At 41.9% G+C, this 23,660-nt stretch carries 13 protein-coding genes and 1 tRNA gene; 7 read left to right on the top strand and 7 right to left on the bottom strand.

The genetic code is table 11. The annotated features are described in order from the left end of the window. The first annotated feature begins 84 nt into the window (after positions 1–84). The 6 genes from BLS35_RS08860 to BLS35_RS08835 all read left to right on the top strand — a co-directional run bounded on the left by BLS35_RS08860 (position 85) and on the right by BLS35_RS08835 (position 11,961). Positions 85–3,648, top strand: a complete 3,564-nt coding sequence (locus BLS35_RS08860) for a SusC/RagA family TonB-linked outer membrane protein (protein ID WP_090779966.1) — start codon at positions 85–87, stop codon at positions 3,646–3,648. Positions 3,649–3,666: 18 nt separating this feature from the next. After that, positions 3,667–5,043 carry a RagB/SusD family nutrient uptake outer membrane protein gene (locus tag BLS35_RS08855; protein ID WP_090779964.1) on the top strand — a complete coding sequence of 459 codons (1,377 nt, stop codon included), beginning with the start codon at positions 3,667–3,669 and terminating at the stop codon, positions 5,041–5,043. Positions 5,044–5,142: 99 nt separating this feature from the next. Then, complete coding sequence (locus BLS35_RS08850) at positions 5,143–6,072, top strand: ABC transporter ATP-binding protein (RefSeq protein WP_090780395.1); 930 nt, start codon at positions 5,143–5,145, stop codon at positions 6,070–6,072. 9 nt (positions 6,073–6,081) lie between these two features. After that, on the top strand, positions 6,082–8,382 hold the full coding sequence (locus BLS35_RS08845) for a Gldg family protein (protein ID WP_090779962.1): 2,301 nt from the start codon (positions 6,082–6,084) through the stop codon (positions 8,380–8,382). Between the two features lie 4 nt (positions 8,383–8,386). Then, positions 8,387–11,059, top strand: coding sequence for a MutS-related protein (locus tag BLS35_RS28160; RefSeq protein ID WP_254778775.1), 2,673 nt, complete (start codon positions 8,387–8,389; stop codon positions 11,057–11,059). 14 nt (positions 11,060–11,073) lie between these two features. Then, positions 11,074–11,961 (top strand): hypothetical protein, encoded by an 888-nt coding sequence (locus BLS35_RS08835; RefSeq protein WP_090779959.1) that lies wholly within the window; start codon positions 11,074–11,076, stop codon positions 11,959–11,961. Between the two features lie 254 nt (positions 11,962–12,215). Here BLS35_RS08835 and BLS35_RS08830 read toward each other — a convergent pair whose 3' ends face one another. The 5 genes from BLS35_RS08830 to BLS35_RS08810 all read right to left on the bottom strand — a co-directional run bounded on the left by BLS35_RS08830 (position 12,216) and on the right by BLS35_RS08810 (position 18,942). After that, positions 12,216–13,304, bottom strand: coding sequence for a hypothetical protein (locus BLS35_RS08830; protein ID WP_090779957.1), 1,089 nt, complete (start codon positions 13,302–13,304; stop codon positions 12,216–12,218). 10 nt (positions 13,305–13,314) lie between these two features. Then, positions 13,315–16,530 carry a TonB-dependent receptor gene (locus BLS35_RS08825; protein WP_090779954.1) on the bottom strand — a complete coding sequence of 1,072 codons (3,216 nt, stop codon included), beginning with the start codon at positions 16,528–16,530 and terminating at the stop codon, positions 13,315–13,317. A 222-nt stretch (positions 16,531–16,752) separates the two neighbouring features. Then, positions 16,753–17,757 (bottom strand): FecR family protein, encoded by a 1,005-nt coding sequence (locus tag BLS35_RS08820; RefSeq protein WP_090779952.1) that lies wholly within the window; start codon positions 17,755–17,757, stop codon positions 16,753–16,755. Between the two features lie 109 nt (positions 17,758–17,866). Next, entirely contained in the window at positions 17,867–18,451 is a 585-nt protein-coding gene (locus BLS35_RS08815; RefSeq protein ID WP_090779950.1) for an RNA polymerase sigma factor, read from the bottom strand. Positions 18,452–18,858: 407 nt separating this feature from the next. Continuing rightward, a tRNA-Leu gene (locus tag BLS35_RS08810) sits at positions 18,859–18,942 on the bottom strand. A gap of 158 nt (positions 18,943–19,100) precedes the next feature. On the opposite strand from BLS35_RS08810, the gene cls reads away from it, so the two are divergent. Then, on the top strand, positions 19,101–20,552 hold the full coding sequence (gene cls, locus BLS35_RS08805; RefSeq protein WP_090779948.1) for a cardiolipin synthase: 1,452 nt from the start codon (positions 19,101–19,103) through the stop codon (positions 20,550–20,552). Here the strand turns inward: cls and mgtA are convergent. Both mgtA and BLS35_RS08795 read right to left on the bottom strand, forming a co-directional pair. After that, positions 20,549–23,083, bottom strand: a complete 2,535-nt coding sequence (mgtA, locus tag BLS35_RS08800; RefSeq protein ID WP_090779946.1) for a magnesium-translocating P-type ATPase — start codon at positions 23,081–23,083, stop codon at positions 20,549–20,551. The genes cls and mgtA overlap by 4 nt on opposite strands. 6 nt (positions 23,084–23,089) lie before the next feature. Beyond that, positions 23,090–23,641: a hypothetical protein gene (locus BLS35_RS08795; RefSeq protein WP_090779944.1), complete on the bottom strand. Its 552-nt coding sequence runs from the start codon at positions 23,639–23,641 to the stop codon at positions 23,090–23,092. Positions 23,642–23,660: the final 19 nt, after the last annotated feature.

The following is a 23,660-nucleotide window of genomic DNA, read 5'->3' as shown; positions in this document are numbered from 1 at the left end:
TCAGAAGTGCTGAAACACCCCTGACCAAAAGTCGGCAATAGTTTATAAAATTTCGGATAATATCAACTTTAACCAACTAAACAAATGTACAAAATTTATATCCATAAATTATGGCTGATTATGCGCCTAACCACCGTTATACTTATCGCTACATTCATGCAGGTCAGTGCAGCTGGTTTTGCTCAGCGGATAACGCTTAGCAAAAAACAGATTGCACTCGAAGCCGTATTAAAGGAGATTCATAACCAAAGTGGGTATGATTTCTTTTTTGATCGTAAACTCATCGATAAAATGAAACTAGTTAGCATTACTGTAAAAAATGCAACCCTTGATGAGACCATGAAAATCGCGCTGAATGGCTTAGCACTCAGCTACAACATTGATGGCAAGATTATCATCATTAAAAAGAAGGAGCCTTCTTTACTGGGCCAACTGAGCGACTATTTCGATAATATCAATGTGGCCGGAAAGGTTAAAGATGAAAACGGGATACCCTTGGCAGGCGCTTATATCAAAGCTTTAAACACAGCTGGCGTTTCCTACATAACCGGTAAAGACGGGGAATTTTACTTTAAGAATTTATACGAAAAGGAACAGCTGGTGATATCGTATATAGGCTATAAAACAGATACTATAGCCATAAATGGTCGCACGCATTTGGAGATTACCATGAAGCCTCAGGCCAACATAATCAGTGAAGTCCAGATTGTTTCTACGGGTTATCAGAATTTACCTAAAGAGCGCGCCACAGGTTCCTTCGGCATTGTTCCTCCAGAAGAAATCAACAAGTATCCGGTGGTGAGCGTACTGGAACGCTTACAGGGATTGGTTCCAGGTGTCAATATTTCGACGAAAACCGTGGCTGGCAAAAGTCGAAACGCAACCGTTAACATAAGGGGGATTTCTACCCTGGTGAGCAGTTATACGAAAGTAAGTACCGACCCTCTATTGGTTATAGACGGATTTCCTTCTCAACAGTCCATTACGAACGGCGCCTTCGATTTCCTCAATCCAGATGATATTGAACAGGTCACATTTTTGAAGGATGCTGCCGCAGCTTCCATCTGGGGTATCCAGGCAGCCAATGGAGTGATTGTGATCACCACAAAAAAAGGTACGAGAAACAGTAAGACCGTTGTTAATTTCTCTGCTACCCTGGGTACAAGTAAAAGACCAAAGGCCAATTATGGCAAATTGATGTCCATGCCCGATTACATCTCGCTGGAAAAAGAACTGATTGACAAAGGAATATTGTCAGATCCCGTTTTAAGTACATCTACATTTTTCCCTGAAAATAACAGTCAGGCCCAGGCCATCGTCTTCGCTGCGAAGCGCGGAGCGATCACTGTGGATCAGCGCGACCAGCAACTCGCTGCACTTGGCGCCAATGACAATAGCGATCAGGTATCGAAACTGTTATTGCAATCCCCTACAACACGGCAGTACAACCTCTCAGTTTCAGGCGGCGGGCCCAACAGTTCTCATTTCATATCCGGATATTTCTATGACGAGGACAGAGCTTATAAAAGTAATACCAACAAAGGCTATTCGCTAAAAGCAAGTAATGTTTCAAACTTATTGAACGGACGTGTTACACTAAGCTCCGACCTTACATTTGGCAATACCCGCGACAAAATCAATGGAGCTGCGGTACGTGCAATGGGGATCAATTTAGGTGGCTTACGTCCGTATGATATGCTGCAAGATGCAAATGGTAACAATATATATTATGATCTGGCGGCTACACCACAGAAGGCACGAAACCTTGAAAGCAAAGGTTACCTTCCTTTTAGTTATTCTCCTGTGGATGAGCTGAACTACTCCAACACCTATAATAACAATAACAATCTCAACTTAAACCTTGCTGCTAACGGTAAAATTACTCCATGGTTGAATTTGAATGTTTCGGGTAACCTGGGACGCTCTTTTTCAGACCGGGAAATCTACTGGGAACCGGGGAGCTATGAAGCCCGTATGCTGGTCAACAATGGCACCAGCATTAACTCCGCTGGATCTAAAGTCTACGGGGTGCCCCAGGGCGGTAGATTAGATTTAAACAACTCCTTAGGCAGAACATATAGTCTTCGCGGACAGCTGAATGTAGATAAAAACTGGAATGGAAAACACCAGCTAAATGTAGTACTGGGTAACGAAATCAGGGAGCAATTTAGCAGGGAAAGCGGTGAACTCCGCTATGGTGCAGATAAATCTATCAACGCCTTCCGCTCTGTTAATCCTGGCGCAGCCTATCTAGACATGCGTGGTAATAGCCAGACCATCGGCGCGACGTCCAGACTGGTTGTAGAAAAAACCACTCGTTCTTTGTCTTATTATGCCAATGGTTCATACACCTTCGACAATAGGTATACCGTTTCGGCAAGTGGGCGTTTTGATGATTATAACCTATTAGGTGTGGATCGTCGCGATAGAGCTAAGCCACTTTGGTCTGCCGGTTTGAAATGGAATGCTAAAAATGAAGAATTCTTAAAAGGTATAACCTGGTTGAACCAGCTTTCTATGAGGGCTACTTATGGCTTTAGTGGAAATGCACCTCAAGGTTATGCGCCTGTGGCTGTGATCAACCTGCTGGGCAATGACTTTTATACGGGCTATCCTTATGGATTAATTGCTACGCCTGCCGTAGATAACCTGGGTTGGGAAACCACACGCATGATCAACTACGGCCTTGACTTCTCTTTGTTCAACAACCGTGTATCTGGTTCAGTTGAATACTATCAGAAGAAATCCACAGATATCATTTGGAATATGCCCATTAATGGTGCCTATGGTTATAACAACACACTATTCAATACGGCAATCTTAGATGGAAAAGGGGTAGATATCGGACTTAGTGTAGTCTCGCTAAAAAATCAAGATTTTAGATTGAGTACAACGCTGAATGTGTCCTACAATACCAATGTCATCAAGGATGTTCGCTTTGATGTGCCAACAATTTCCTTCTCGCCTGAAAATTTGTATAGTGGCTACCCAAGCGACTACTTATTTTCATATGTATGGGGAGGATTAGATCAGACTGGGCAGTCCGTGATTAAAGACCCTAAAATAGCGGGTAAAACCTATTCTGTTATGGAATTTCCATTTCAAGACATCCGCGAATATTCTGGTCGGACTACCTCACCATGGTACGGTAGTTTTTCAAACAGTTTTCAATACAAGCAATGGGAACTGAATGTTCAGTTTATGTATGCACTAGGTGGCGTGTTTCGTAAACCTTCCATAGTTTCCATTGGTTTTAGTAATACGACCAATGTTGGTCGGTCAGGTGATCTGGATCAAAGATGGAGACAGCCAGGAGATGAGGCATTTACAAATGTTCCAGGATTGGTATTTGGTGCCAATACTAGTTACAACCAAAGCGTTCTTCGCTACAATGAATCCAACTACCTCATCAGAAGCCGAAGCAATGTTAAACTGCAGCAAATTATGTTGACTTATAGTGTGCCAACCAAACTACTGGCAAAAATTGGGGTTAGAGGGCTTAATTTTTCTGCTGTAGCCCGTAACCTGGGTATGGTATGGGCTGCCAACAAGGAAAAGATGGATCCCGACTATCTCTATACTACTGGGAACAATTATCAACTGGCTCCAGTGCCTAGTTTTTCTTTCAGAACAGGCTTGAATTTCTAACCCTTAAATAATCGAATTATGCGTTTCTATAATAAAAAATGTCTTTTCTTATTCTTCTCATTAAGCCTGTTGGCTTGTAGAAAATATGTAGAAAATGTTCCTATTCAAGGACAACGGGTGATTGAATATACGGATGATTACCGCATGCTCATGAACTATACCGATATGCTGCAGGTTGCGTTTGGCATGCCTCCTATTCTTAGCTGTGATGACCTCGATTTTACCGATATTGTACTACAGAACGATATAAAAAGTAATGTTATCCGGACGACTATTTATACCTGGGGGAAGCCCTTCTATACAGGCGCCACCACATCAGACAATGATTGGGATGCCATTTACAAAGGGATATACACTTTCAATACTGTAATCAAGGACGTAAAGAATAGCAAGAATGGAACAGAATCTGCGAAGGATGTTATTCTTGGAGAAGCACTGGTCCACAGGGCCTTTAGTTACTTTATGTTGGCCAATCTTTATGGTAAGCAATATAATGCTGCAACAGCTTCCCAAGATCCGGCTGTACCCTTGGTCCTTGAACCGAAGCTTTTTGTAGACCTGACCAGGGCCTCTGTGCAAACTGTTTATAACAAGATCATAGTGGATACCAAACAAGCAATTCCATTGCTGCCGATCAAACAGGATATTAACTTCCGCCCGAATAAGGCCTCTGCCTATGCTTTACTTTCAAAGGCATATCTGTTTATGCGTGATTTCAACAATGCTTTGTTATATGCAGACAGCACACTCTTGCTTTCCAGTGAGCTCTATGACTACAACACCTCGCCCACCGGTTATCCTTCTCAATACAACAATAAACAGGTGTTGCTTCGCAAAACATCCCGTCAGACAGTGAATGTCCCGCAATTAAGCGCATCCCTGCTCAGTTTACTGGGAACAAAAGACCTAAGGTATGCGATTTTTGTCAGACCTGGTACTGCTTTCAATCCAGTTTTTACAGGCTACGGATTTTGGTCTCCTAATAGATTTAACGGCTCTCCAGATAATCCAGCTGTCGGCCTGACCGTAAATGAAACCTGGCTGATCAAAGCTGAATGTCTGGCCAGGGCAGGAAAGCGGGACGATGCACTTAAGATCCTCAATGACTTCAGAAAATTTAGGTTTAGCACTGCAGATTACGCTTTGCTTACGGCGACAAACGATGACGATGCCCTGCGACTGGTGATCAACGAAAGGCGGCTCGAATTTTTCGGCTCTGGGCTGCGTTGGTTTGATCAGCGGCGATTGGATAAGGATGCACTTTTTGCACAAACTTATACTCGGGTGTTGGACAATGTAACCTACACCTTAGCACCTGGTAGCAATAAATTTGTTTTTCCATTTGCTCAACTAAATGTTTCACAAAATCCTGAACTGATACAAAACCCAGAATAAGGTACATCCCTATTATTTCTACCTGTGCTGCTGCAAAATAATGCAACAGCACAGGCTGATCTGCTATGTCAAAAAATAAACAAATACACAAATGAAAATATGGAGCAAAGTATAGTAAAATTAGAACATCTGTCACACAAGTACAGCAGCAGCTGGGCTATCCGTGACATCAACATGGAGATCAACCAAGTTGGCATTGTGGGCTTATTGGGCTCCAATGGGGCAGGAAAATCTACCACAATGAATATTCTTTGTGGTTCCCTGAATCAGACAGAAGGAAATGTCTACATCAATGGGATAAATTTTAGAGAAAATCCCAAGCAGGCTAAAATGCAGATCGGTTTTCTACCACAAAATCCGCCACTTTACCTGGACCTTACGGTAGACGAATACCTGCGCTACTGTGCCGGACTAAGACACATGTCGGGAAATGCCATGAGGATCGCGGTCAAAGAAGCCAAAGAACGTTGTGGTGTAGACCATTTCAGCACCAGGTTGCTTAAAAACCTTTCAGGTGGGTACCGCCAGCGGGTAGGCATTGCCCAGGCGATTGTACATAAGCCCAATGTTCTGGTACTTGATGAACCAACAAATGGCCTGGATCCTAACCAGATTATAGAAGTGAGATCCTTGATCAAAGACATTGCGAAAGATAGGGTCGTGATCTTCTCTTCCCACATCCTTTCTGAGGTGCAACTCCTTTGCCGGGACATCAAAATGATTGAAAATGGAAGGATTGTTTTTGCCGATACCATGGATGCTTTTAACAACTACGTAGAACCACACAGTATGCTAATCCATTTTGCCAATATGCCTGCTTCTGCGGAGTTGGAAAAAATTCAAGGCGTAATCAAGACAGAACTGCTCACTGACCGGTCCATACGGGTGTATTTCAATGGGAATGCAGATATCACTGAAGATGTCGTCATCGAAAGTGTAAAGCAAGGATGGCGCCTCAAAGAGATCAGCCTGGAGAAAAACTCCGTTGAAGAAATATTCAAGCAATTGTCACAGCATTCATCTCAATAAAAATAATTCATGAAAACAATTTTTAGAATTGCCAAAACAGAATTGAAAACCCTGTTTTACTCCCCTATTGCCTGGTTTCTGATCATCATATTCATGGTTCAGTGCAGTGTTACTTATATAAAATTACTAGATTCTTTATGCCGTTCACAGGAGAGTGGTTTCAAGTTTCAGTTCAGCCTGATCCGCGAAATATTCCTCGGAAGAAACGGCTTGCTGGGTGGAGTCATGAGGAACCTATATCTCTATCTGCCCTTGCTTACCATGGGGCTCATCAGCCGCGAAACCAGCAGTGGAACCATTAAACTATTGTACTCCTCTCCGATTCATTTACGGGATATTGTACTGGGTAAATATTTGTCTATGATGATCCTCAGTTTCATTATGGTTGCAATTGTGGGACTTTACATGGTTTCGAGTTACTTTACCATATCCTCTCCTGATACCCCGATGCTCTTGAGTGGTCTGCTTGGACTGTTTTTGCTGCTCTGCGCCTATTCATCCATTGGCTTGTTTATGTCTTGCCTGACGAATTATCAGATCGTCGCTGCCGTATGTACCTTTGTGACAATTGGGATCTTGTATAATGTAGGTGGCCTTTGGGAAGGTGTTCCCTTTGTCAGAGACCTGACTTACTTCCTATCCGTATCTGGTCGCACTGATAAAATGCTCATGGGACTAATCACAAGCAAAGACCTGATTTATTTTGGCCTAATCATCTATCTGTTTCTCGGTCTAAGCGTTTACAAGCTAAAAGCAGGAATGGAATCCAGTTCATCTTTGGTCAAATTCGGACGATATACAATGGTGATTGTCTCTACACTGCTACTCGGTTATATCAGTTCTATTCCGCAGCTAATCGCCTATTTAGATGTGACACGCAATAAAAGCAATACGCTGGCCAAAAGCACACAGCAGATTGTCAAAGATCTGGGGGATGAGCCCCTGGAGATTACTGGTTATGCAAACCTACTCGGAAACTATCTAGATGATGGGAATCCTGAGTCTTACAACAGAAACATTAGGGCCTGGGAACCCTACATGCGATTCAAGAATAACATGACACTAAAAAGCGTGATGTATTACGATACCCTGAACCAATCCAGGGACTTCATGAAAAGCTATCCCGGTAAAACGCTTAAGGAGGCAGCCGCGAAAGTTGCGGATATCCGTGACATGAAACTTTCCCAGTTCCTTAGTCCCGAGGAAATACGCCAGAAAATTGATCTTTCCAAAGAACCCAACTGGTATACTATGCAGCTGAAATATAAGGATCGAACTACATTTTTAAGGGTATTTCAGGACAATGAACATTGGCCTTCAGAAACTGAAGTATCGGCCGCACTAAAGCGCCTTTTACAGACTAAAATGCCAAAGATTCTTTTTATTACCGGGAATTTTGAACGTAACATCTACAAGATCGGCGACCGTGAATACAGGGCAATCACGAACCTTAAAACTTTCCGGAACTCTTTGCTGAACCAGGGATTTGATGTAGATACGATATCGTTGGAAAACACACCGATACCGACTGACATTGCTGCCCTTGTACTTGCAGATCCAAAAACGGTATTGAGCCCTGTAGTACTTTCCAAACTCCAGCAATACATCGATCGTGGAGGTAATTTGTTCATTTCAGGCGAACCGGGTAAACAAGCTCTGTTGAACCCATTGCTGAAACAGTTTGATGTGCAATTAATGGAAGGAGCAATTGTACAGCAAAGCAAGGATCTGGCACCAGAACTAGCGACCCCATACCTTACTTCTGCCACTGCCGCGCTCTATGCGCCACTGGAACATGCTCATCATGACAGTGCCGTGGTGTCGATGCCTCTTGCCGCTGCACTTTCTTATTCTGATTCTGGCACTTACCACATCAAACCGTTCTTAATGACCGATGCAAAAACCAGCTGGTTAAAGCGAAACAAATTTGTAACCGACTCTGCGGCAGTTAAATTCGAACCACATTTAGGCGACCGACAGGAGTCATTCCCACTGATCGTCGGCCTTACCCGTAAGATCAATGGTAAAGAACAACGTATTGTCATATCAGGCGATGCAGATTTCATGTCCAATGCGGAAGCGCAACGTTTCAATATGCGGACAGCCAATTTTGTATTTAGTACTGGGCTATTCAGCTGGTTAAATTATGGCAGATTTCCTATTAATACCTACAGGCCCCCTGCAATAGATATAAAGGTCCTGGTCACCAAAGAACAGGTTAGGCCTTTGCGGATCATCTTTATTTGGGTACTCCCAGGTATTCTGCTGGCCTGTGGAAGTATCCTTTTACTCAGACGAAAAAGAAAATAAACTTATGGCATTTGTAACTGACCAGCAAACGCTGGACGATCTGAATATTTTTGGTAAGCACGGGAGTGATTCCGTGTACCAAATTTTTAACAGGACCATTACCCGTGGTGGGGCTATGTTATTAGAAGACATGTTCCGGTACCCTTTATCTGATGAACATGCTATAAATAGGCGCATCAATATCGTCCAGTATTTTGCAAAGAACGGTACGGTCTTCCCTTTTTCCAGTTCAGATTTCGATCTCATAGAACCATATCTCAACAGCAAGGATGAACGCACACGACTTTCCGCACAAGAACAGACTATTACAGCGAAACTGAGCAATCTGGTGGCAGTCGATGCAAACACCCTCATGATCCATAAGGGTATCATAGCACTTTCGGAACTATTTGCCCAGGTAAAAGCATTTATCAATGCGCTCGAGCCAGAAAGCAGTCACCCTTATCATGCAGATAAGGGTGAAATTGCCCTTTTACTGAATGAAGCCGCATTTAAGGATGTGCTAAACCGATCATCAAAGCTTAAATGGTCTACCGCTGAACTGGCTGAATATGATGCCATATTCCGTTTCAGGCACCGAGACCTCGTACTTAAATTGATGCACTACCTCTACGACCTGGACATCTACATTACCCTGGCAAAAGTGGCTTCAGAACGAGGTTTTACTTTCCCTAAAGCACATACCGAAAACTATACCCGCGTGGATGGACTGTATCACCCACAGGTTAAAAATCCGGTCCCTAATTCCATTGAGATCAGTCCGAAAAGTAATGTTGTCTTTTTGACGGGTGCGAACATGGCGGGTAAATCAACATTTATGAAATCGCTAAGCGTAGCCCTATACCTGGCGCATATGGGCTTTCCAGTAGCAGCTTCCAGCATGGAATTTACAGTATTGGATGGGATATATACGACCATTAACCTACCCGACGATCTTGGAATGGGCGCCAGCCATTTTTACGCGGAAGTATTGCGCGCTAAAAAAGTAGCTGCAGCGCTCAAAACCAAACGATTGTTCGTCGTTTTTGATGAACTCTTCAGGGGAACAAATGTAAAAGATGCATGTGAGGCCACAATTGCATTCACCACTGCTTTTGCGGCTAAGCGCGATAGCATATTTGTAATTTCCACCCACATCATTGAGGCTGCAGATACCCTCAGGGAAAAATGCGACAATATCAACTTTGTCTACCTACCTACACTGATGAACGGCACCCAACCAGTATATACCTATCAACTAAAACAGGGCATTAGCGCCGATCGACATGGGATGATTATCATCAAAAACGAAGGCATCCTTGATTTGCTGGCAGAAAAAACAGCCAATCCGAAAAAGGAAGTTGTAGAGAATTTCATTGCGGATAAACAAAGTCTAACAGATCTAAACCTATTGGGAAAATACAAATCCAATTCCATATTTAACCTATTCAACAAAACAGTAACCTCGGGAGGAGAACGGCTGTTGCAAGAGATGTTCCAACATCCATTGACAGATGCAAATAAAATCAATACACGTAGCAAGCATTTTAGTTTTTTCCAGCAACAACAACTCAGCTTTCCCTTTAAAAAGGAGACTTTTGCCCTGGCAGAAAATTATCTCGAGATAGGAACCTCTGGAAACTACTTTGCCTCGACAACTTCCATCACATTAAAAAAGCTGCAAGATGTCTTTCTTAGGGACGATACCTACAAAGGCATCCACGAAGGACTGCTCGCCAGTATCTCGGTCTTGAACGCGTTCCAGTACTTCCTGCAACGACTTAACATCGAGGTTTCCTGGGTTTATAACGAAGAAAGGGATAAACTGCTAGCTATATTTGGCGACAAGCGCTTAGTCTGGCTTAGGGCAGAAAAAAAAACAAATGAGCTTTCCTTCAGTCAGATTATTCGATATGACTATCTCCTAAGGCATACCATGCGGAAGGAAATGGTGTTTGTACTGGACAGTATCTATCGTTTGGATGTTTATCTTGCTGTCGCCAATACCGCTAAAGAAAGAGGTTTTGCCTATCCCGAGGCACTTTCTAAGGAAATCAACGTACTTCGCAGCACTGCACTATGGCACCCAAGCCTGTTGAATGGGATTGCCAATCCAGTGTCGCTCCATCAAGATCAAAACATGATATTTCTGACAGGGGCGAATATGGCTGGTAAATCTACCTTTATGAAGGCCTTTGGGATCGCCATTTACCTGGCTCATATGGGTTTTCCAGTTGCAGCGAAAGACATGCAGTTTTCAGTGATGGATGGGCTATATTCTTCGATCAATGTGGCCGACGACCTAAATATGGGCTACAGTCATTTCTATGCGGAAGTTCTGCGGGTAAAAAAGGTAGCTACAGAGGTAGGCCAAAGAAAAAACCTTGTCGTGCTCTTTGACGAACTGTTTAAAGGAACTAATGTTAAAGACGCCTATGATGCTACTCTGGCCGCTACAGAAGCCTTCTCGAACTACCGGAATTGCTTTTTCATTATTTCTACCCACATTATTGAGGTAGGAGAAGCTTTGCGGAACAGCAAAAGTAATCTGCAATTCGCCTACCTGCCAACTGTACTGGAAGGGAACAGACCGAAATATACCTATAACCTAAAAAATGGAATTACTAAGGATAGGCAGGGTATGATGATCATTGAAAACGAAGGCATCTTGGAGATGCTTCAAGAACCCATACTTTAATTAAATTGATTGTTATGAAAATTCACGCGTTCAGCCCTCTCTACCTACTTGTTTTTCACCTATTTCTTTTCTCCTGCACACAAAAAAATGGGCCAAAAGAAATGTATAAGCCTTTAAAAAATAAAGGTATCCAAATAGCTTTAACTGATGATGAGAGAGTCCGTCTATCCAGGTTAATCTCATCAGGAAACATTAAGGATTCCGTTGATTTTGTAAATAAGATTCGCCTGATAAAGGAATCCACGAAACTTCAACATCCCTTAAAAACCAAGGCTAAAACCAGAAGCTCGAGTCCCCCGGGACCAAATTCTGAGAAATCAGAACAAGAGGAGGAAAACCTGGCGTTCTTTCATACCATTTCAGCAGATGAAATGGTGGAGTATCCTCTCCATAATTCACAACAGTTCCGGGGGTATAGGCCTGATCAACTGAAAAGCTTTATACATACTGCACACAAAGTAGCAACCTTCGGCCTTAGGGGAAATCAGATCTTGCTCGACATTCCGTATATGGTGACCATGTCGAAATCAGCTCCATATCCTGTTTTAAAAATTGCAGAAATATCCCAATATAAGCTCAGTTTACGTTCTATAGGTCCATATTGGGGTCGTCTTGATTCAGCTATTGTCAAATACATACAGGTTTTTAACTCTAATAAAGCAGAAGTCTATATTGGTGCGTCTGAATTGAGAAAGATTATTTACCTCGAAGACGGCAAATTTAAACTTGTTTCGAGCTACAAGCCTGAAGGTAAATTATCCCTCCCAACAAATTTTTATAATAACTATCACGTTGAAGGGATTTTCAGCATTTTCAGTAGTATAGACACAGCTGGAAAGTGCAAGTTACATTTTGTAGCATCGTTAAAGTTCGCTCAGAGCGGTATATTAAGAAATCAATAGTTATTTCAACAAAAAAGAGGAAGTATCATAAATGGAATTCGACCTCTGAGAATTGAATATGTGAAAATGCTCCTTGAGGGGGGATACAGATAAAAATAGCAAAAAAGAGGGTGATCAGATTTTATGATACACCCTCTCTTGAAGCCCTAAGAGAGACTATTCTCTAACCCCTATTTACGAAATTCAAAGATAACGTTCAACAGCTTGAGGGTGATAGGACAGGTAAAGAAATGGCTCTATAAGCTCAAGTTCGATTATTTAAAATAGGGTGCAATATCAATCACCATGGGGTAAATGCCAGTTCCGCCGTCCCAATCATCATATTCTTTCCTGTCACTAATGGTTAAAATGGCAGAACCTCCAGGCGTAAAGACTAGGGTATTCGCGGAAAAACCAGCAATCGGTAGCATAGGAAGAATCTCGTTTGTCAAATCGTAAGGCAGCTCAGTCAGGGTCCCCCGTTTAACGATCCTGAAAACATAAGACTTAATTCGGTCTGTCTGCTGAATCGCGAGAATCTCTATGCTTTTACTAAATGTACCATCTTCAGGTAATTCAATCCTCATAGTGGTTGCCGTTGATTCATAACTCGGCTTCCCTTGTTCCAATTCATATAAGACCAGATCTGCAGGGCCACGGAATATATTTAGCTTAGATGTAAACGAAGCGATCAGCACCATATTCGCGGGATTCGCAGGAGGCCCCGCTTCTATTTTATCCAAAACTTTTTCTCCGTCGAAATAGAATATCCAGGGTATCGCAGCCGCTCCGGCTTTAACTTCTTTGTTCATTAAGGATTTCGTTGTTCCTTTTTTACGAACCTGCAGCTGTCGGGTCTGACCAGCATCGACACCTATATTTATTATCGGGACCTCTTTGCCGCTACCCGGACCAAAAGCGCCGCTAACGGAACCTAGCACCTTATCATCAATAACAAACTCCACTTCTCCCTGCGCAAAGCCCTTCACATTTACCGGAACAAAGTCCGCATATATTTTCTCACCATCAAAATAATAGGTTATATTTTGTGTTTTAATACTGCCATCAATTGTACGGGTGTCCAGGATTTCTGTATGCCCCTTAAGGCGGATTTTTAATGCAGTACTTACATCGTCCACCATCACAACTTTGACATTAAATCCTCCATGCACTTTTTCTGTTTGCCCGATCACCTTTCCATCTTTCAGGAATTCCAGCGTATCTGTTAAAGTAGTACCCTTCACGAACAAGTTGATTACATTGGGAGGATCTGACTCCGCCAATTCTAACTTTTTACAACTAAATGCCGATAGCCAAAGCAGGCACAGGCAAGAATAAAAGATAAATTTTATATTAAGGTTCATATGTTTTGAATTAAAAATTATAGTTTAACTGCAGACTAAAAGTTCGTCCATAATTACGGGTAAAAGTTTTTTGCTCTCCTGCTTCGTACTTATCAGAAGTCCCTTCTTTATAGCCTTCTTTTTTAAATTCCAATGGATCAGGAGAATTTTTATAAAAAGCCGAGGCCTTATTAAAAATATTCCCCGCATTTAATTTAACCAGCATCTTGTTTTTTAACCATTTATAACTCAATTGGAGGTCAGTCTGACTCCTCGGCATTTCATAGTCAATTAATCTTGCTTCAGGTGCAACGATGTAAGTTTTTCTTCCGATTTTGTTATAAACCGCGTTAAAACCGAAACGTGACGCCTGGTATTGCAAACCTATATTTATTAAATATGGAGCTTGACCCGTCATAGGCCTTTTTATTCTCGAAATAACCTCTTCGGCAGCTAGATCAAGCGGCCTATACTTAGCTTCTACTTCCGACTTTTGTAAAGTCGCATTTCCAAACAAGGTTAAATTGTTTAACCATTCCTTTTGCGCAATAAAATTTAAGCTCTTGCGGAGTTCAAATTCCAGACCATATACTTTTGCCCATTCTGAGTTCGAGATCAGGTAAAACGTATTTGCATTCGCATACTGAGTTAATTCTATAGGTCTATCGAAATGTTTATAAAATCCGGTTATCGAAAATGTTTCTCCCAGTGAAGGAAACCATTCGGCACGAACATCATAATTGTTAATCTTTACACTGGTTAATCCGGCATTTTCAATCATGCCATCCAGATATGGACTATATCGGTAAAAACTACTGTTATCATTCAACTCCGGGCGAACCACGGAAATAGACCATGAAGTCCTGAAATTGATCTCCGGTGTAATGCTATATGTTAAATTGGCCGATGGCAACCATCGCCATGCAGGATCCGGCCTTGGAACAAAAGTAGTCATTGCACCTCCAAGTTTTGGATTACTGATTTCAGTATATTTATAATAATCTGCACGTACTCCCCATACCAGGCGTAGTTTTTCACCCAGACGGTTATCGAGCATTAAATAAGCTGCATCATTCCGGCTCTTGCCAGCATAACGGTCATTAAACCACATCTGAAATCCATAACCATCCAAACGGAGATTTTCTGGCTTCTGCATCTCTCTTACTGGAATATATCTGATGTCGGGATTAATTGCATTCGAGCTCTGAACAAAAGGTACAATTTGCCAGCTAAACCCTCCTTTTTTACGGTTACCATAGAAACCCATTTTAATTGTATTGCGTAAACCAGCAATATTAAAAGGTAAAGTCCCCGCCATACCCCAGCTATAATGACGCTCATCATTTTCATAATATTGGTTAGACATCGGGGCTACTCTGGGTTCTGAATACATACCTGGACCATAGAGGTATACAAATTGTCCATCTATTAACTCCGGCCCCTGTTCAGCCGTGCTTATCGCCTTTTCTTCCCGGTTGATCCCTGTTCTTGCCACATCCCATTCCAATTTTACTTTACCCAATTGGTGCTGACCAATTAGCTTGTTTTGCATCAGACTTGTAAATATGGGATTGTCGTTCTCCCGTATATTTGGCGGGCGGACGTTAATCTGGTCGGAAAAATCACTCGTGAAACCTTTTGTTCTTACCAGGTCATTATCAAACATCCGGGTATACGTGTTACGCGAACTAAATCGGTGTTTCCCCAGTTTCACGCCCACATTTAATATGGCACCCCAGGTGGTATTAAAACTATAGGAATTGCCATTGTTGTTGTATTCACCGGCCCATTTACCCCGGTGATAATCTTTAAAGATGGTATTATTTTGGGTATTCCGATAACTTAATGCTGCTGTAAAGCCCATGTTGTTAGCTTTAGCCGTGTCCAGGTTTAACAGTTGTCCTAAACTAAACTGGTAATTCTGACCAGCAGCACCAGGAGCCTCGTAAAGTGTAAAATGGTCGTTCTTAAAACGTCGGCTTTGTGCATCTATGCGATCCTGAAATTCCGCAGGTGTTAAAGTTTCATCTCCCTTAATTGTTCCCGGACCCTGAACTGCCGGATTTGTAACTAACAGATTATCCGGAGCACTCCTTCCACCGTCGTCAAAAGCCAGGTAATCATATTTACCACGTTTATGTGTAAAAAAAGGCTTCCCGGTACTCTGGTCGTTATAAGATGTGCCGATAGAAAAGCTCATGAAATTTTCAGCAGGCATATCCCTGGTATTGATCTGGATCAGGCCTCCTCCAAAACCGGTGTTCATATCCGGAGTTACGGTTTTACTCACCACCACATTGTCCACCAGACTGGAGGGAATCATATCGAAGGAGAAGTTGCGGCCTTGTGCCTCAGTACTGGGCAGGGCTGTACCATCCAAAACAGCAGCATAACGGTCTGAAATACCGCGCACCACCACAAACTTGTTATCCATGGTACTTACGCCGCTGATGCGTTTTAAGCTCTCTCCAATGTTTTTATCAGGCGTGCGCCCAATCTGTTCCGCACTGATCCCGTTGGTCATCTCTGAAGCATTCTTCTGCCTGGTCAGCAGTCCTGCGGCAGAGGCTTTTTTATAGCCCGAGGTAACGGTTACCTCTTTCAGCCCTTTGGCATCTATTTTCATCGCCACGTTTAATGCGGTATTTTTACCTGTGGTAACCGTTACACCGGTAATACGCTGGGTTTGAAAGGAAATGTAGCTGATTTCAAGGGTGTAAGTTCCGGGCTTTAAACTCAGGTTGTAGCCACCATCTACCGTACTCTGTACAGACTGGCTGGTCTCGAGCACCTTAACGGAAGCTCCAGGCAGGTTTTCGCCTTTATCGTCGACAATCTTACCGGAGATCCGTCCCGGCTGCTGAGGAACAGGTTTGGCTTCAATGACTACAAAATCATTAAATGGCTTGTAGCGAAGGTTGGTATTGTTCAATATACTTTTCAGTGCCTCACTTACCGAAATACCAGCGGAATGAAGGGTTACTTTTTTTGTTTCCTTATCCAGCAGTTGCTCATAAAAGGAGAATTTAATGCCACTTTTCTTTTGCAGGATCAGCAGACTTTCCGCTATTCCTACATTTTTCAGCTCCAGATTTACCTTTACTTTGCTTAAATCCTGACTACTGGCCGGTGCCGCTACCAGCATCCCGGCAAAGGTGAGTTGTAGTGCGAGAATGATAAAAGACAACTTCATCAGGAATATCAGTTTATTTAGTGTGTTATCGTAGCTTATTACTACATTTTGCATAATTTTGTGCGTTATCGGGTTATTTCTTACGAAAGATCTGTTAATCAGTACAGCTTTATCGCTATACTGTTATTTCTGCTAAGCCGCCAGGCGGTCAAACCAATGGCTTAGTAAAAATTGTGAGGCCGTTCCCGTTTCGGGAGCGGTTTTTTTATGAGTTTTGGCTTATATCATGTTCCTCCTGTTTTTAAGGGTTACTGTTATTTATGTGATTGTTAATTTCTACCAGATGGTTATAGTTTTACCGTTCATCTTATAGTGTGTTTTGGTCGTCACCTTTATGACCTCCATTAATTGTTTTAGCGGCTGTGTACCATCCAATATGATGTTCATTTTATACTCGCCGGCTTCTTTATTGCGGATTTCGATAGTTACATTGTACCAGCGTTCAAGTACATTGACAACATTTTTTAAAGGCATACCGGTAAAGCTGAGTTTTCCTTTTTGCCAGCCGGTAAGCTCTTCTATTGCCCGCTTCGTTTTAATTGCTGTGCCTGTGGCCGGGTTCCAGTTTACCGCATCTCCGGGCAACAATACTGCAATTGATTCCAGCTTGCCCGTATTTTCGGCTTTACGGTCTACCCTTACTATACCCGTGGCTACGGCAACTTGTACCTCTTCTCCCTTAAAAGCATCTACCTTAAAGGAGGTACCCAATACTTTAGTCTGTACCGCTCCGGTATGGATGATAAAGGGTTTCTCCGGATTTTTGGTGATCTCAAAAAAAGCTTCGCCTTCCAGTGAGATTTCACGGGTATTGTTGCTAAAATGTTCAGGATAAGTTAAGTGACTACCTGCGCCCAAGGTAACTACCGAACCATCGGATAAAGTAATTTTTGAACGCTGTCCGTTTGGATTATGACTCGAAAGCATGGCTATGCTGGCAGCCGTCTGTGTGCTATTGAGCTGTAATGCACCATAAGCTGCTATCCCAAGAATCAATACTGTCCATATCGCTACGTATTTATAAAAATGGTTCCTTTTGATTACCAAATCTGGTTTTACATCATCCAGCCGACTGTTTAACCTATGCTGAAAGTTTTGAATGTACTGATCTGTTGCTGGTGTTTCATTTTTAAACTCCTGCCAGTCTTCGTCCATCACCTGCTCAAAAAGTTCCTGACCACCGGTTTGTAGCATCAGTCTTTTTATATACTCCTGCTCCTGCGATGTGCAGTTGCCTGTTATGAATTTCCTGATCAGTATTTTATCTGTTTCCTGTTCCATTTATTATTGCCCTTCATACATACACACGCAGAAAGTGCTGGCAAGAGCTAATTGGAAATGTTATTTTCTCAACAAAACACGTAAACAACTGATATACAGTAAAAATAAATTAAAAAAGGAATAATAAAAGAAGGATTAAAGTTGCTTCGGTATAGGCTTTCAGATCTTCTCTGAAATAATTGAGTGCAGCTTTTATATGATTTTTCACTGTATTGATCGAGAGGTTTGTTTCCGCTGCGATTTCAGCATGAGACATTTCGAGCTCCCTGCTCATCGTGTAAACCAAACGACGCTGAGGACTAAGTGCAGCCAGTTTATCCTGATACAGCGTCTGCACTTCAGCATCAATTATAGCGTAATCTGCTGAACGGCTTAAGGGTTCATTGGAAGCTTCCAGATTTTCAAGAGGTACAAATGTCAATGCTTTTTTACGCCAATGACTGATGATCGCATTTTTTACCGATCTGTAGAGGTATTGATTCAAATGCTGGATTTCTGCAAGTTCTGTCTGCCGCCAGAGTTTTAACATCAGATCCATCACCAGCTCTTCAGCTAACTCACGATCCTTAAGCTGCCTTCCCGCGTATTGGAGCAGGTCATCAAAATGACGACGAAATAATACATTGAAGGCCATTTCATTGCCTTCTTTGCATTGTTTCATCAGTATATGATCTGGTAGCTCTTTAAATGCCATTTGAACGAATTCTCATGGCAAAGTAAGGCAGCTAATATTACGTTAAGGTTAAGTTTATGTGACTGTACAATTTAGATTAATATCTTTGATTATCGAGGCGGCTAAAGGTGACCAATCCCAAAAGAGAGAACCAGATCCGAAGATTTTAGATCAACAAAATCTGGTAGGGCGGCTGCGGGGAAATGCTTTTGAATGGAGGGGATATTCGGCCTATTGATTATAATGAAATGAAAAAGGCAATTTAAATGCTAGATAGGTTCCTGCGTTATAGGAACCTATCTAGCATTTAAATTTGAAACTTAGTTCTTTATCATTTCTTAGTAGCCATTTGTCGACACCTAATTGACACCATAAAATAAAAAAACCGCCTAACACATTAACTATTAGGCGGTTTAACACGATTATCGTGCCCGAAGAGAGACTCGAACTCTCAAGGATTGTACTCCAACGGCTTCTGAGACCGCAACGTTTACCAATTTCGCCATCCGGGCATTAATAAAGTTCAGATTATCCTTTAATGGCGCAAATATAGTATTATTGCCCATTTTTACGAATAGTCTGCATATAATTAATTTCTCTCCATTCCCTTTGGAAACATTAAGCTGAAATCCTTAACTTACAGCACATCTACTCATGTAATCTTACAATTATGAACTGGCTGCTGATTGCTGAAATCGCTTATGTCATTATCTTAATCCTCGTTTGCCTGCGCATCATTTACGATACCCGCAGCACGACCAAAACCCTTGCCTACCTACTTTTCGCCATATTTGTCCCCTTTTTTGGAATGATCTTCTATTTCTTCTTCGGAATCAATTATCGGCACCGAAAAATGTATACCAAAAAGCTATTTGAAAACGACGACTTAGCCGCAAAGTTCAAACGAGATCTACTCCATTCCTCAGCCAAAACCTTTAAAGAAAACAACGCTGAAGTCCTCAGCAATAAAGAACTGGCCTTTATGCTATTAAAGGATTCAATGAGTCCATTAACCTCAAAAAACGCAGTAAAACTCTTAATTAATGGAGAGGATAAGTTTCCTGAAGTATTAAAAGCAATTCAGGAAGCCAAGCATCATATCCACATAGAGTATTATATATTTGAGGATGATGAAATCGGTGTGGCGCTTGCAGAGGCTATGATTGCAAAAGCCAGGGAAGGTGTTAAAGTCCGCTTTATTTACGATGATTTTGGAAGTAGAGACATCCGTAAAAAAATAGTCCCACAGCTTATTGAAAATGGAGTCGAGGCCTACCCTTTCCTAAAAGTCCATTTTATACTACTAGCCAACCGTCTCAACTACCGAAATCACCGTAAAATAATTGTCATTGATGGTTACACCTCATTTGTAGGCGGAATTAATGTGAGCGACAGGTACATTAATGGCAATGCGAAGCAAATGTACTGGCGTGATACCCATTTACGCATTGATGGACCAGGTACACAGTACCTTCAATATCTTTTTGTGTGCGACTGGAATTTCTGCTCCGAGAGCATATTAGAACCCAACACCTACTTTTTCCCCACTAAGACTCCCAAAAAAGCTGAAGAAAACAAAATAGTACAAATCGCAGCCAGCGGACCAGATTCAGAGTTGCCCACCATTTTATTTTCCATTCTGCAAGCTATTAACCTGGCCACCAATGAAATTCTAATTACCAGTCCTTATTTTATCCCAGGGGAGAGTTTACTGGATGCACTCATCATATCGTCCCTAAGTGGAATCTCAGTGAAGTTGTTGGTACCAGGCAAATCAGATTCTATTTTAGTCAACTCTGCAGCTAGATCCTATTACAACGACCTCCTAAAAGCTGGTGTCCAGATTTACCAGTACCAAAAAGGCTTTATACATGCAAAAACGATGGTAACCGATAAAAAAGTAGCAATGGTGGGCACTGCAAATATGGATTTCAGAAGCTTTGACCTCAATTTTGAAGTAAATGCAATTGTTTACGATACCCAAATCGCCACTGAGTTAAGCGCTGCTTTTTATAATGATATTAAAAATGCAGTAAGAATCGATCCCGAGCAATGGGCAGATCGTCCTTTGTACAAGCAATTACTCGAAAAAGCTGCGAGGTTGCTATCCCCGTTGCTTTAATAAAAGCGCTTGTAAAACCAGTGTTTAACCAGCTCAGCAGAAATAATGTACATCGCAACAATGGCCAACATTGCCAAATAGAATTTAAAAGGAATAGCTGAAAAACCCATAATAGCTGCAAATGGCATGACAGGAAGCAACAAAGCCAGGACAGCTACTAGTATCGTAGCCATCAACAGATATTTGCCAGGTTTACTGGTAAAAATGGTTTTTCTGGTACGCACCACCATAACGATAAGCGTTGCAGAAACAATAGACTCAATAAACCAACCGGTTTGAAATTCCTTTTCAGCAGCTTGGAAGAAAAACAGTAAAACACCAAAAGTAAGGTAATCGAAAACAGAGCTTAATACCCCAAAGATTAGCATAAAGCGCTTAATAAAACCAATGTCCCAGCGTCTGGGTTTCGCTGTCCATTCCTCATCCACATTATCTGTAGCAATAGCCATTGAAGGTAGGTCAGTCATTAAATTGGTCAGCAGAATTTGCTTAGGCAATAAGGGTAGGAAAGACAAAAATAAAGACGCGCCAGCCATGCTAAACATGTTTCCAAAATTAGCGCTTGTGGCCATAAAAATATACTTCTGTGTATTGGCAAAGGTCCGCCGTCCCTCCTTCACCCCTTCGATCAATACATTCAAATCATGATCCAATAGGACAATATCCGCAGCCTCCTTAGCCACATCCACCGCCGTATTCACCGAAATGCCAACATCTGCAGCATGAAGCGCAGATGCATCATTAATGCCATCCCCTATATAGCCAACTACTTTTCCTGCCTTTTTTAAGGCAAGGATAATCCTTTCCTTATGGTTAGGTTCCACTTCCGCAAAAATATCCGTTTTTAGTACCTGGTGACGTAAAGCCTCATCGCTCATTTGCCGCAATGCCGGTCCCGTAAGAATTAAAGCATCCTTCATACCCACCTGCTCACTCATACTTCTCGCAATAAGCGCATTATCGCCAGTAATCACCTTTAAGTGAATACCTAAATGTTTTAAGGATTTAATGGTTGCTGCAATCCCTTCTTTTGCTGGATCAAATAAGGTCACGAACCCCGCAAATACCATATCCTTTTCATCCGCTCTATGAATAGGGCCTTTACTATCCAGATTTTTATAAGCTACACCCAAAGTACGATAGCCCTTTGCACTTAGTATCTCATAAGTTTTTTGGATTCCAGGTTTTGCTTTAGCAATAGTTATTAACTTCCCTTCAGCGTCTTCAGCATAGCTACACACTTCAGTAACCTGACTTACAGCGCCCTTAGTAATCATTTGCGGACCTCTATCAGACGAAACCAACAGGGTTAAACGCTTTCGTATAAAATCATAAGGAATCTCATCCAACCGCTCTCTTTCTTTATAGTCCTTAAGATCAAGTGCCGAAATCGCTTCATCAATAGGATTTTTAAATCCTTGCTGCAGCATAGCATTTATTTTTGCCAGGTTCAGAACTTTAGCACTTTCTTTACCAGTACAATCCAACCCATCATTCACTTTTACATTCCCTTCTGTTAGCGTACCGGTTTTATCCGAACACAAAATATCTATACATCCAAAATTCTCTATAGCATTGAGTCGCTTAACTATCACTTGTTTTTGAGCCATCCTACGTGCGCCCTGAGCAAGATTAACAGTGATAATTGCAGGTAAGAGTTGCGGTGTTAGTCCAACTGCTATGGCAAGGGTAAACAACATCGAATCCAGCACAGGCTTATGTAACAATACATTAATTCCAAAAATAAAAACAACCATAACCAAGGTTATTTCCATAAGGAAATAGCCAAAGCGCCTAATACCATGCTCAAATTCAGTTTCCGGCGTCCGGTTTTTAAGACGCTGACTCACACGCCCAAATTCGGTATTTACCCCGGTTCCAACTACGATAGCTTTGGCTGTACCGCTAATTACGTGGCTTCCCATAAAGAGTGAATTGCTCCGCTTGGCCAATGGCGTGTCCAAGGCTAAAATACCAACTTCCTTTTCTACTGGAAAGGTTTCTCCGGTAAATGCCGCCTCATCAACAAACAACTCATTGGATTCCATGATGAATGAATCTGCAGGGATCACATCTCCTGCATTAAGCAGCACCATATCTCCAGGCACAATATCTTCAACCGGAATCTCTCCTGCTTTTCCATCACGGAGTACGTTCGCCTGTATCCTAACCATTGCCAGCAATTGAGCGATTGCGTTTCCAGCGGCCCTTTCCTGCCAGAAACCTAGAACACTGCTAAAAGAGACTATAATGATAATGATCAAGGCATCAACGTGCTCGCCCAGATAAAAAGATAAACTGGCGGCTACCAGTAAGATAATGGTGATTGGGCTTTTAAACTGTCCTAAAAACAACAATATATCACTCTTCCTACCTTCAGATTTGATCGTATTAAAGCCATATTGTTCCCTACGCCCCCCAATTTCACTCGTCTTTAATCCTTCAGGGCGTGTATGAAACTGTTCCAATAAAGCCCGCGTATCCTGCGACCAAAAGCTATTCAGATCAGTTGAAAGCGGATCCGGTTTCATTCCTCTTTAATGTTTTCCACGATTTTCACCCTTGCCATGGTTCTCAGACCTTCCTTTACCCTCATTCCCAGCTCTTTCAGGACGGCTATTACCCTTATTACCAGGTCTGCGATCAACGTTCGGACGATTATTACCTACATTTGGACGATTTCTAACGACATCATATTTCTTATCCTTATGATCTCTTATAGGAACTTGTTTATTATATGATGTTCTATAGTTTTTATACTTATTTACATGATCATTATGTCTCAGATAGGGCTTATCACCATTGAGAACAACTTTATAAGTTCTATATAAATCAAAATTACGATATCTGGTTGGCAAGGCGCTCCTCCGAGTCCAAGCTCCGTTCAGCAAGTATATGTATTGACCTGTAGGTACGTAGTAATAAGAATCAACTTCGGGCAAGTAATAATAATCCACATGATCATACCCTGCCGGTCCCCAAAGTGGTTGGGACCCTATATTTACATTCACGCTTATCTGAGCATTCGCCCAGTTAATATTCGCTATTGAAGCTACTCCAATTAATGCTGCAATGATTAGTCTTTTCATGATAAATATAGTTTAACTA

The organism is Pedobacter sp. ok626 (assembly GCF_900100435.1).
Lineage (GTDB): Bacteria > Bacteroidota > Bacteroidia > Sphingobacteriales > Sphingobacteriaceae > Pedobacter.
This window is presented reverse-complemented; position numbering and strand designations above follow the sequence as displayed.